Source organism: Acinetobacter sp. YH12023 (genome assembly GCF_013420135.1).
GTDB lineage: Bacteria > Pseudomonadota > Gammaproteobacteria > Pseudomonadales > Moraxellaceae > Acinetobacter > Acinetobacter amyesii.
Genome location: NZ_VOYU01000016.1, coordinates 1 through 12,658, shown reverse-complemented (window position 1 = coordinate 12,658; position 12,658 = coordinate 1). Strand labels below are relative to the sequence as shown.

Below are 12,658 nucleotides of genomic sequence, written 5' to 3'. Positions count from 1 at the left end.
AACACCTTATATATTATTAGTGTCTTGCTTTAGGCGATATAATACAGACTAAATAAAAAAAGGAAAAAGATTTTTTTATAAAATGAAACAAAAAAAAACAAATAGTCGACAAACTTTAGAGTATTTGGCACATTTTTGTATTGACTCTATGTGCTTATTTTTTGTTAAATCTGCAGCATATTTTTAATTTTGATAAATGAAGAGAAAACCCACGGGAAAATAAGTGGTGATTTCTCCACATAAATTAAGTTTTAGCACGTAGAAATACAGAGGCAATTTTGAATAAATTTAGTGTTTTATTACCTATAATTTTAGCAGCCAGTTTAACACAAACCGTTTTTGCAAAAGATAAAGTGGCATCTGTGAAAAAATCCTGTTTAAAGGATTATCCGCTGGCAGTAGGTGATACGGATCCAGAGATTATTGGTTTTTATAATCAATTATGTGACAAAAAAAATAAGAAAAATGAGAACTTAAAAAATGAAATCTTTGTAGATATTGCCAAAAAATATCAAGCCAATGGTTACAATTTAAAAGCATTGCAAGCAGTCAATCTGCTGCGAGAAAAGAACTATCAGTCGCCTGAACTTACTGATGTCACTTTTTTAGCAGGTATCGCTATTTCTTATAATGCGCTGAATCATATGCGGAGTAATGAAAATCGTACTCTAGATGAACAGACCTATTCTCCTGCCAAAGTGTTGTCGGATAATATTCGTTATATTCAGCCGACGATTGATAAATCTACGTCTGCTGCAGCAGATGTTCGTGAAAAAAGCGCTGAATCTACGAGCAATGTGAAATCTAAACAGACGATATCTACTAAAAAACGAACCAATACAGCGTCTACCAAGCCTAAACAAACGACTACAGCAGCAAGTAAAAAGAAAACCACCACGACAGCAAAACCGCAGACTACAGCGAAAAAACCTGCTACTGGTGGTTCACCTTTCGATACATTGAAGAATAAATAACAAGGAAAAGCACTCATGGCAAAACGTGAAAGTGTACAGAAAAAACTTCAACGAATTCGTCCTCCTCGTGTTCAATTGACTTACGATGTTGAAGTTGGCGACGGTAAAGAAATTAAAGAATTACCATTCGTTGTTGGGGTGTTAGGTGATTTCTCTGCGGCATCTGAAGTAGAGAAAACCAAACTAAAAGACAAGAAATTCATTAATGTTGATTTAGATAATATTGATGAAGTAATGGAGTCTTTAGCGCCACGTGCTAATTTTCAAGTTGAAAATACCTTGACTGAAGACGGTGGAAAAATGTCGGTAGATCTTACATTTAAGAGCATGGCCGATTTCACTCCAGAGCAAGTTGTACAACAGGTTGATCCATTACAAAAGTTAGTTGCTGCGCGTGAGCGTCTGTCTGACTTGCGTAATAAAATTTCAAATAATGAACGCTTAGAAGATTTATTGGATGAAGTGTTACATAACACTGATCAAATTCGTAAGTTGAGTGTGGAGGCAGAAAATGAGTAATTATAATACTGCAACTGCTGCAAACCTTAAAGCAACTGAAGAATATTCGCTTTTAGATTCAATTGTCGAACAAAGTCGTATTGCGCGTACAGATCAAGAACATGATCGTGCAAAAAGTCTGATCGGTGAGCTTGCCAAAGAAGTCATGGCAGGTACCATCACCGTTTCGGACAATATGACTTTATCAATTGATAAGCGTATTGCTGAAATTGATGCGTTGATTTCATCTCAGTTAAGTAAAATCATGCACCATGCTGAATTTCAAAAAATTGAATCGACATGGCGCGGTTTGTATTATTTCTGCCAAGAAACGCCTTCAAACTCTCTAACAAAAATTCGTATGTTAAATACGACGAAAAAAGAATTGATTAAAGATTTCCAAGGTGCGACCGATTTTGACCAAAGCACATTGTTCAAAAAAATCTATGAAGAAGAATATGGATCATTCGGTGGTGCACCTTATGCAACACTGATTGGTGATTTTGAGTTTGACCGTACTCCATCTGATATGTATTTGCTTGAGCAAATTTCACATGTCGCTGCGGCTGCACATGCACCGTTTATTTCGGCTGCTAGCCCGAATATGTTGGGACTAGAGTCTTTTACTGATATTGATCGTCCGCGTGATGTATCTAAAATCTTTGAAACAGCAGAATATGTACAATGGCGTTCATTCCGTGAAAGTGACGATGCACGTTATGTTGCGTTGACAATGCCACGTGTATTGGGTCGTTTGCCATATGATCCAAAAGAAGGCATTGCCACTGAAGGATTTAACTTCGTTGAAGAAGTTTCAGGTGAAAATCATAATGAATATTTATGGATGAACGCGGCTTATGCCTTTGGTACGCGTTTAACCAATGCATTTGATATGCATGGTTGGTGTGCTGCGATTCGTGGTGTAGAAGGTGGTGGTTTAGTTGAAGGCTTGCCTGTCCATACGTTCAAAACCAATGATGGCGAAGTGGTCTTTAAATGCCCAACTGAAATTGCCATTACTGACCGTCGTGAAAAAGAACTGAGTGATCTTGGTTTTATTCCGTTGGTACACTGCAAAAATACGGATTATGCAGCATTTTTTGGTGCGCAATCGACGCAAAAACCTAAAAAATATGATAGCGATACAGCAAATGCCAACTCTGCATTGTCTAGCCAGATCCAATACATCATGGCAGTTTCACGTATTGCACATTATTTAAAAGCAATGATGCGTGACAAAGTGGGTAGTTTTGCATCAGCGGGTAATGTTGAGACCTTCTTAAATGAATGGTTATCGCAATATGTATTACTCGATGATGGTGCATCTCAAGAAGCTAAAGCTCAGTATCCATTGCGTGAAGCTTCTGTAAAAGTTGTAGAAAATCCAGCTTTGCCTGGTCACTACAAATCTGTGGTTTTCTTAAGACCACATTTCCAGTTGGATGAGTTGTCTGTTTCATTACGACTTGTGACCGAGTTACCTCAGTCCTCAAATTAATTTGGGTCAACACTATAATAACTTTAAATAAATAGGTATTCAGAACAATGAAAGATATATACATTCAATTTCGTGGTAAGTACAAAGTAGACGGCGAATCTCGTGATGCAGAGCACAAGAGTTGGTTAGAAGTAAACTCTTGGACGCATAACATCCGTCAACCTAAATCTGCGACTTCTTCCAGTGTGGGTGGTCACACTGCAGAACGTGTAGAACATTCTGATATGGTGTTTGTTAAAGATTTAGACGCGACAAGCCCTAAACTTTGGGAAGCATGTTCAGCAGGTTATACATTTGATGAAGTTCAAATTGATTTCTACCGTGCGAATGGCGACAAACGTATTAAATATCTTCAAATCAAACTGAAACATGTGTTGGTTTCTAGCGTGACTCCAACTGTAAATGATGAAGGTGTTCCACACGAATCATTTGGTTTGAAATATGCTGCAGTAGAGTGGACATATAACCAACAAGATATTAACGGTACTGCGAAAGGTGCTGTTACTAAGAAGTGGTCATTATCTAACAACACTGCTTCATACGCAGCGTAATAGATGGATTCAGATAGAGGCTAACTTGGGTAGCCTCTATTTTCATTTTTTTAAATATTTATAAGAAGATATGAATCTCGATCAGCTTTATCCTTATGGTTTTAGAACGACATTATTTGACCGCTTATTACCAGCAGATGCTCAGCAGACTCAAGGTCTGTCTTTGCAAGAACTTCGTGAATCTGTTGCTTCCGATTTAGAGGATCTCCTCAATAGTCGGGTGGCAAAGTTAGATGAACTGATTGATGACTTTCCATTAGCAAAAAAGTCTATTTTGCAGTTTGGCATTATCGATTTTGTGGGCTTATCGACAGCAAATCCATCGGATCGTGACAAAATTTGTCAGTCAATTGAACAATCGATTGCTGCACATGAACCGCGTTTAAAGCAGATTCGAGTCGAAATGCTCATGGATGGCCATAATATGGGGGCACTATGTTTAAGTATTCAGGCATATTTAAATATTCATCCTTTATACGAACCAGTTATTTTTGATGCCTTATTAAAACCAACAACACAACAATATGTTATTTCTCCAAGAGCTTAATGAAGTGGGTTATCTGTGATTGAAGAGCTGTTACCGTATTACGAAAAACAACTACAGGAATTTGGACAACAGTCCCGTGAGTTTGCCAGTAAATACCCCAAAATCGCCCAGCGTTTGTCTTTAAACCAAGAACAAATAGATGACCCGCATATTGAGCGTTTAATTCAAGCCTTTTCTTTAATTTCTGCACGGATTGATAAAAAACTTGCAGATAGTTATGACGTTTTTACCCGATCAATTTTTGAGGTGATGTTTCCTCAATATTTAAAACCATTTCCTGCATGTTCTGTGGTGAGCTTCGAAGATATAAATAAAATTAAGCAATTAACAGATCGACACGTTATTCCAAAGGCGACCAGTCTAAAAGCCAAAAGTACGCGCGGTGTTCAATGTGAATATCAGACGGTACAAGAAGTCACATTATTACCGATTCAATTAAAACAGCTCAATTTCAAAACTCATCCATCGGCACATATGCATTTAAATCAAAATGCCACATTGAGCTTTGGATTTGAAATTTTTTCGAATAAGCACGCTTTACTCAAAAATGAAACTTTGCCGATCTTTTTAGACGCTATTTCTAATTTTCCTTTGCAGGTTTTGGATAGTATTTTTAAATCCACTACAAGTTTTTCGATTCGTGTAGGGCAGCACATTTTTGATATTGCCAATCCATTTGAAATTATGGGCTTTGATGAAGTTCAAAGTGTTCTACCTATCGATCAACATACGCATCATGCATATCGTTTATTGATGGAATATTTTTGTGTTCCTGAAAAATTCAATTTTTTAAATCTAAATCTAGATTTCATTAAGTTTTTAAGTTTAGAACATAGTGAATTTGATGTTCAAATGCACTTTAAACTCAATTTAAATGATCAAGCAGCGATTCGAAATTATTCTGAATTAAATGCTGCAAATTTTAAATTGTTTGCTACACCAATTGTTAATCTTTTCAATAAACAAGCAGAGCCGCAAAAGATTAATCATAAGCGAATGGAATATCCATTGGTGACAGATGCACACCATCCTGAATATTTTCAAGCCTATAGCATTTTAAAAATGAATATGGTGCGTGAAAAAAGTAACCAAGATGAAGTGTATTATCCGGTACTGCCTTTTTTTGCAATGAGTCATTATCATCAGGATAAAGTCCAGTTTTTTTATAGTTTAAATCCGCAGCAGATGAAGAATAAACATCAGGAATTAAACTATTCAATCATATCTCGTGCTTTAGACCCACATAGCACTCAGTCCGATTTTATTAGTACTGAACTACTATGTAGTAATCGTGAGTTACCTTACGAAAGTTATAATAAAGATCAAAATGCATTAACTCTGAATGATAGTAATTTGGCACGTCGTGCTCTGATGCTCAAACGACCGTCGTTACCGTATTATTTTGAGCAAAATAAACAAGAACAGTGGCGGGTCATTTCACATTTATCTTTGAATAATATGTCTTTAATGAAAGGCGATGCGGTCTCTCATATTAAAGAACTTTTGGAATTGTATAATTTACCTAAATCAAAAGAAAACCAAATTATTATCGACTCCATAAAAAATATTCAGTTTTCTACCACACAGAAACTTGTAGATAGTAAACCGTTTCCATTATTTGTCAGAGGTTTAAAAGTACAGCTCGATATCGATGCGGATATATTTAGAGGGCATAGCCTGTATATATTTAGTCAATTGCTAGCCCATATCTTTAATTTAAAAGTCAATATGAACAGCTTTGTCGATGTCTCGGTTTTTGATGCAAATAGTCAACAGGAGTTATACCAATGCGTGCAGAACGTTGGTGGCAAGAAAGCTCTGTAATTGACGGACTTTTCCAAGAACCGAAAGCCTACGAGTTTGTTCAAGCTACTCGTTTGTTAAGACATGCACCTTATGGAGCAGCTCAAGTCCATTGGGCCAATGACTTTGAGTTTAATAGTTCACTTAATTTGAACTTCCCGAACACTGAAATTGAAAGTTTAGAGTTCAACGATGAGAAAGTTGAACTGACAAATTTAATGGTGGGTTTAACGGGTATTCAAGGTGCATTACCTTATAGCTATACCAATAAGATTAAGCTCAGCGGGCGACATCAGCGACACGAAACACAAAAGTTTTTAGGGCTGTTTAATCATAAATTAACAGCACATTATGTTGATGCCAGTTTAAATTATCATTTACCTATTCGTTATGAAATCGAGCAGGATAATCACTATCTTGATATTTTACATGCATTAAATGGTTATATCCGTAGCCAGCATGATCAGCCAGATTTAGATGATTATTTTGCTGAATTCTCAGGTTTAATGCAGGGGCAAAACAATACAGCTTATGCATTAAAAACCATGCTGAATTGTATCTTTAAGCAGAAATTTGATATTCGAGAATTTATCCCTGAAACTTTTGTATTTGAAGAAGATCAGAGAACATGTTTAGGTGGATCTCAGCCGAGCTTATTGGGGCTGAATACTTTTTGTGGTGAGAAGATTCAACAGATTGACGAAAAAATTGAAATCGTGATTGGACCTTTAAATCATGAAGATTATTTAACATTTTTACCGAATCAGGCACGCAGCCTAAAATTAAAACAAATGATTCAAACTTGGTGCAGTCCAACATTAATGGTGGATGTGCGCTTAATTTTACAAAAAGAAGAAATAAAACCGGTGTGTTTAAATTCTTTGAGCGGAATTGGTTTAGCTCAGGGAGCATTTTTACAGCCGAATAAACAGGTCGATAATACAGAAACCTGTTATGCCTTAATGGGGAATTCATAATAATGCTGAAATTAATAATTGGAACCTTTAGTACGCTTTTTGTTTTGTGTACTGCTTTCGTGATTTTTTACTGGCGAGATACAGGCTATGACCCGACGGCTTTGGATCTGGTCACCTATTTTTTACTTCTTCCTTTAGCTTTATGTGCAATTATTTTGTCGCCTTATTTTATTTATAAGGGCGTTCAACATCAAAAAGAAAAAAAAATTGAAGCTGAAAAACGTGCAGAAGAACAAGCTGAGCAACAACAACTTGAGGCCATTGAACAAGCAAAACCGAAGCCTGTCGATGTACAGCAATTTCGTTTAAATGTTTATTCTTCATCGGCTTGGCATAGTTTTGGTGAAAATGAACAAATCATCCAAGAAATTCAGCAATTCAAAAGTCCTGAACTCGATGATAAGTTATTTAATGCATACGGTTTGCCTGTTCTTTCATTTCGAATCAAAGATTTAGATGAACTCACTAATGAAGAAGCAGATGATGAATATAGTGCCATCACCATGCGTGAAAAACGAATCCAGTCACTTATTCAGCAACAACTAGAGCAACACGTTGAAAGTCTATTTTTAATTGCTGAGCATCTGAAGCAATCAGCACTCTTTTATGATAGTGAATTGGCATATCAGTACCGTATGCATCCGGGTTGGGTGGATCCAGATTATACGCAAGATGAACATCCAGAACATTTGGCGAACAATGCACAGCAAGTTTCACGTTTAAATCGTTTAAATGTCCATATTTTGCTTGCTGATAATTTGATTCATCAATGGAATGATGATTATGCTCAAATTATTCAGCAGTATCTATCTGACGGATTTTCGATCATTCCCGAACAAATTCATATCGAGCCACATTTTATCGGCACTCAAGTCGCTTATTCAGAATGGTTAAGCATTTTAGAGATGATTTCAAAACAAAAGTTTGAAGTCAGTTTGATTCTCAATGCTGACTCTGAAATCGACCAAGAATGGATTGATGAAAAGATGTGGTTACAAGAAAAATACATTGCTGCAGAGTTTGCATCGAGTTGGTGTTTGGCTGCTTCAGACGTTCAAGTTCGAGGTTTAACTCCAAATAAAGTGCTACAAGTGGTGGCACATGAGCCTGAGTTGAAACGTAATTTAGAGCTTAAAGCACTGAATAATTTAGATCAGTATGATCAAGAACAACCCTTTTTATTGATGTTAGATGATGCAACGGATATGAAAGTGGTGAAAAAATTACAGTATAAATTTAATGAAACCGCGATTGAAACCTATCATTTTTTATATACAAAACAGAATCTTGGAAATACCCAGCAATTGGCAAAAATTTTTGGATTCATGTTGGGTATGCACTTGCCAGAAGAGTTAACTGCCATGATTTATAGCACAGACCAAGAATCGACATTTGCTTTTATTCAAGCATTTTCAGTAGAAGATGAACTTGAACAAGAAACTGTTTAATTAGAATTAAGACGAAATTGAGAACATTGTGAACACACTATTTTATACGATCCTCGGTTATGTTTGGCAGTACGTCACCAATCCTAAAGCGATGGTGGCTTTGTCATTTTTTGTGGCCATTGTGGCTATGCATAATTCGATTCCACAAAAGACTTTTTACATTGTGGTTGCTGTTTATATTCTCGGATTAATTCTGTGGGGTATTTATGAATTAGTGCAGCATTATCGTCATAAACAGCAAGGCGAAGAGCTGGCTGAGGCGATTGCCAAAGATAATGAAGCTGAATACGGCAAACAAAAGAATAAAGAAGAACTTGCGCTGATCAATCAGCAAATGAAAGACTCGATTCAACTTATCCGTAAATCAAAACTTGGTGACAAAAAGGGAAATGCAGCGCTATATGAATTACCTTGGTACATGGTAATTGGTAACCCAGCAGCGGGTAAAAGTTCAGCGATTTATAATTCTGGCCTTAGATTTCCATTTGAAGAAACCCATCAGAAAATGGTGTCGGCAGGTCTAAGTGGTACTCGTAACTGTGATTGGTTTTTCTCTACAGATGGTGTGTTACTCGATACCGCAGGTCGATATTCAGTTTATGCCGAAGACCATTCAGAATGGTTAGGTTTCTTAAATATTCTCAAGAAAAACCGTTCTAAAGCACCAATTAACGGTTTAATCGTGATTGTTTCTGTGGCGGAGCTTGTTAGTCAAAGTCCTGAAAAATCAATCAAATTAGCCAAAAACTTACGCGCACGTATACAGGATTTGACGGAACGTTTAGAAATTTTTGCGCCAGTGTATATCGTTTTTTCAAAAATGGATTTGATTGCCGGCTTTACTGAATTTTTTGATTGTTATGATAAGGATGAATTTGATCAAGTTTGGGGTGCAACACTGCCTTATGATCCAGACTCATCTGAGCATGCCGTTGAGATGTTCGAAAAGCATTATTCAATTTTATACGATGGTTTGAAGAGCGTCAGTACTACGCACTTGAGTCGTCGTCATTCGCAAAATATTTCTCCAAGTGTAATGACATTTCCACTTGAGTTTAAAAGTTTAAAGCCAGTGTTAAAAACTTTTATTGGTACGTTGTTTCAAGACAATCCTTATCAGTTTAAACCGGTATTCCGTGGGTTCTATTTCACCAGTGCGTTACAAGAAGGTGTGATTGAAAGTCCAATGACCGAGCAAATCGCTGAAGACTTTCATTTGGTGAAAAGTACGGATAGTGAGTTTGGCATTCCTACGAATTCTGTTTCGCAAGACCATGGTTATTTCTTAAAAGGACTCTTTTCAACCGTCATTTTAAAAGATAAAAATCTAGTTAAACAACATATCAATCCTGCACGTAAACGTCAGCGCTTTATGGCATTTATTGGTGCATTGTTATTGGTTGCTGTGGTGCTTGGGTTATGGGTTTGGTCGTATCGTAATAACCAACAACTCGTGGCGGAAGTTCAAGCTGACTTAGACAAAGTTGTGCAAATGGAAAGCCGTAGCGGAAGTGAGCTTTCGACTCAATTGGATGCATTGCTGATATTACAAGGGCATTTACAGCAGCTCGATCACTTTGATGAAGATCGTCCTTTGAAATATAGCTTTGGTTTATACCAAGGGAATAAAATTCGTGAAAAACTCAAAGTTGAGTATTTACGTGGTATTCAACAAATTGTATTAGCACCATCTCAGCAAAATATGGCGCAGTACTTACAACGCGTTAAAGCCAATGAAGCGACGTTGAAAGAAAATCACGTCAATGTGCAAATCACTCAAGCGGTGAAATCAAATCAGCCCTATTTAGAACCATCGGATACTAACCCTCAGGATGCATATAATGCACTGAAGGCGTATTTGATGATGAGCAATCATAAATATATGGAATCGAGCCATTTGAGTGACCAAGTTACTCGTTTCTGGCGTTCATGGTTAGATTCAAATCGCGGTCAAATGCCACGTGGGGAAATGATTCAAAAAGCTGAACAAGTTTTATCTTATGCGATGACTTTAGCTGCTGATCCTGCGTTCCCGCAAATGGAATCTGATACTTTATTGGTTGATCAAACACGTCAATTATTAACAGCTGTTACCATGGGTATTCCTGCACGTGACCGCGTTTATAATGAAATTAAAATGCGTGGTTCGGTACGTTTCCCAGCAGTAACTGTGAAGCAAATTTTAGGTGAAACAGGCCAAAACAGCATGTTAGGTAGTTATGCCTTGCCGGGTATTTTTACTTACCAAGCATGGAATGATTATGTAAAGGATGCGATTAACCAAGCTGCGAATAATCCGACAGATACCCAAGACTGGGTACTCAATACCAATCGTTCTGATGATCTAACGTTTAGTGGTAGTCCAGATCAGATCAGTAAACAGTTAACCGAACTTTATAAGCAGGAATATATCGCTGAATGGCGTAAATTCTTAAATGCTGTGCATTATGGCAAAGGCGCAGATGTCGCTCAGCAGTCACGTTTTATTGATATTTTAGGTGAACCTGAAAACTCGCCAATTCGTAAAGTGGTCGACCGTATTGCCAAAGAAACCAGCTGGGATAATCCAATTGTTCAAGCAGAACTGGCTGCACCTCAGAAAGGTTTTATTGCGTGGTTTAAACGTAAAGTCCTCAGCCGTGATGATGCGCAACAAGCTCAGCAAGTTGCTTCTAAAGCCGGTCAAGGTGTTATTGCAAAAGAGTTTGATGTGTTCTATCAATTGGTTCGTAAGCGTGATGATCAGCAAAACAAATCTATTTTAGATGAATACATGCTGTCTTTGAGTCAAGTACGTAGTAAGTTCAATGATTTGAAGAGTGGCGGTGACATGGGGCCTGCAAGCATGACATTGGTGAAACAAACCATCAATGATCAAAGCTCTGTCTTTAATAGCACGCAAAAATTTGTGGATGAAAAAATGTCTGTGGGGCTGAATGAATTAGACCAGCAGTTGATTCAAAAGCTCTTTATGCAGCCGGTGACCCAGTCATTTGAAGTATTACTGATCCCAGCTCAAAACGAAATTAATAAGTTATGGGCAATGCAAGCGTATCAACCATTTACAACCAATCTTGCACCTAAATATCCATTTAATAGCAATGCTACTTTACAAGCGACCAGTAATGAAATTAGCCAAATTTTTGGTGAAAACGGAAGTATCGCTCGCTTTGTAAAAGAATATTTAGATCCATTGGTGATTCGTCGAGGCTATACCTTAACCACGAAAACATGGAAAGATTTGGGCATTGGTTTAAATCCACAATTTGTAGCGAACTTCCAACGCTATGTTGCGCCAAGTAATGGCGTTGCTACAGGGGAATTGAGTCAAGCAGCACCTGCGGCAACCAATCAATCGAACTTCCAGTTCTTCCCATTAGAAAACACACAGTTACTTTCATATACCATTGATATTGATGGTCAGCGTATGGTGTATGAAAACGGTGTTCAGCAATGGGTGAACTTCGTTTGGCCAAATAAAGGGGCAATTCCGGGTGCACGTATTACTGCAATTGACTTGGAAGGTCAAACGCATACGATTTTTGATGAGCCGGGTGAATATGGTATTAACCGATTGATTGAAGGCGCTCAGCGTACACAAAATGGTAATTCATTTGAAATGGTGTGGCGTAGCAAACAAAATCCAAAAGTGTTTGTTAAAGTAAATTTCCGTTTAATTAGTGGTAACGCATCTGGCCCAACTACAGGTTCAGGCTATTCAGGTATGACTCTTGTTGATCAAGTGGTGACGAATAAAGGTGTTCGTGTCGTCGCAGCGCAAACGATGCCTGCAGGACAAGCGCCTGTAGCGCCAGCGACTTCACCGATGAGTGTTGTACAAGGAACAGCAACACCATGATGATGAATTTAAAAATGAGAGCGGTGGCATTCGTGCAAAAGAACAAGGAGTGTGACGATGTATGAAGTGAGAACGACACCGCTGTATTATGGGAAATGTCCAGCTCGTGGTGACTTCTTAAAGAGCCGTGAACAATATTCACTGATTCAGTTAATCGATCAGTGGATCACGGAGGCGCTTGAGTTCGCTATGCGTTCAGACAATTTTAATGCAGCGTATAACTCACTGCCTTCATTAGATTTCTTTATTGCCAGTCCAAAAGATAAGCGTTTTTTGGTTGCCAATTTGATTAGCAGTGAAGACAGTTCAAAGCGTCAATTTCCAATGGTGCTCGCTCATCTGCTAGAAATCGATGATCCTTTCGATAATATTTTGAACGCATCTGGCCCAACTACAGGTTCAGGCTATTCAGGTATGACTCTTGTTGATCAAGTGGTGACGAATAAAGGTGTTCGTGTCGTCGCAGCGCAAACGATGCCTGCAGGACAAGCGCCTGTAGCGCC

General features: G+C 37.8%; 10 protein-coding genes. All 10 read left to right on the top strand.

Translation table 11 applies throughout. The annotated features are described in order from the left end of the window. Nucleotides 1-278: 278 nt before the first annotated feature. The gene (locus FTT92_RS14895) at nt 279-974 is read left to right on the top strand and encodes a hypothetical protein (protein WP_180172494.1); all 696 of its coding nucleotides are present in this window, start codon (nt 279-281) and stop codon (nt 972-974) included. Nucleotides 975-989: 15 nt separating this feature from the next. Beyond that, the gene (gene tssB / locus FTT92_RS14890; RefSeq protein ID WP_078193364.1) at nt 990-1,493 is read left to right on the top strand and encodes a type VI secretion system contractile sheath small subunit; all 504 of its coding nucleotides are present in this window, start codon (nt 990-992) and stop codon (nt 1,491-1,493) included. After that, nucleotides 1,486-2,970 carry a type VI secretion system contractile sheath large subunit gene (gene tssC / locus FTT92_RS14885; protein ID WP_180172493.1) on the top strand — a complete coding sequence of 495 codons (1,485 nt, stop codon included), beginning with the start codon at nt 1,486-1,488 and terminating at the stop codon, nt 2,968-2,970. Before tssB ends, tssC begins: the two co-directional genes overlap by 8 nt. A gap of 47 nt (nt 2,971-3,017) precedes the next feature. Continuing rightward, nucleotides 3,018-3,521, top strand: a complete 504-nt coding sequence (locus tag FTT92_RS14880; RefSeq protein WP_078190771.1) for a type VI secretion system tube protein Hcp — start codon at nt 3,018-3,020, stop codon at nt 3,519-3,521. Between the two features lie 70 nt (nt 3,522-3,591). Then, nucleotides 3,592-4,068, top strand: coding sequence for a type VI secretion system baseplate subunit TssE (gene tssE, locus FTT92_RS14875; protein WP_078190770.1), 477 nt, complete (start codon nt 3,592-3,594; stop codon nt 4,066-4,068). 15 nt (nt 4,069-4,083) lie between these two features. Then, nucleotides 4,084-5,892, top strand: coding sequence for a type VI secretion system baseplate subunit TssF (gene tssF / locus FTT92_RS14870; RefSeq protein WP_180172492.1), 1,809 nt, complete (start codon nt 4,084-4,086; stop codon nt 5,890-5,892). Continuing rightward, nucleotides 5,856-6,848, top strand: coding sequence for a type VI secretion system baseplate subunit TssG (tssG, locus tag FTT92_RS14865; RefSeq protein ID WP_078193361.1), 993 nt, complete (start codon nt 5,856-5,858; stop codon nt 6,846-6,848). The genes tssF and tssG overlap by 37 nt, the downstream gene beginning before the upstream one ends. 2 nt (nt 6,849-6,850) lie before the next feature. After that, nucleotides 6,851-8,296, top strand: a complete 1,446-nt coding sequence (locus FTT92_RS14860; RefSeq protein WP_180172491.1) for a hypothetical protein — start codon at nt 6,851-6,853, stop codon at nt 8,294-8,296. Between the two features lie 28 nt (nt 8,297-8,324). Next, nucleotides 8,325-12,155 (top strand): type VI secretion system membrane subunit TssM, encoded by a 3,831-nt coding sequence (gene tssM, locus FTT92_RS14855; RefSeq protein ID WP_180172490.1) that lies wholly within the window; start codon nt 8,325-8,327, stop codon nt 12,153-12,155. 57 nt (nt 12,156-12,212) lie between these two features. Beyond that, nucleotides 12,213-12,658 (top strand): type VI secretion system-associated protein TagF (tagF, locus tag FTT92_RS14850; protein ID WP_180172489.1); only part of this gene is annotated, 446 nt, incomplete at its 3' end.

Bases quoted from the DNA above. Each gene is read 5' to 3' on its own strand.
- tssB (WP_078193364.1), top strand. From the start codon at position 990: ATGGCAAAACGTGAAAGTGTACAGAAAAAACTTCAACGAATTCGTCCT.
- tssC (WP_180172493.1), top strand. From the start codon at position 1,486: ATGAGTAATTATAATACTGCAACTGCTGCAAACCTTAAAGCAACTGAA.
- FTT92_RS14880 (WP_078190771.1), top strand. From the start codon at position 3,018: ATGAAAGATATATACATTCAATTTCGTGGTAAGTACAAAGTAGACGGC.
- tssE (WP_078190770.1), top strand. From the start codon at position 3,592: ATGAATCTCGATCAGCTTTATCCTTATGGTTTTAGAACGACATTATTT.
- tssG (WP_078193361.1), top strand. From the start codon at position 5,856: ATGCGTGCAGAACGTTGGTGGCAAGAAAGCTCTGTAATTGACGGACTT.
- FTT92_RS14860 (WP_180172491.1), top strand. From the start codon at position 6,851: ATGCTGAAATTAATAATTGGAACCTTTAGTACGCTTTTTGTTTTGTGT.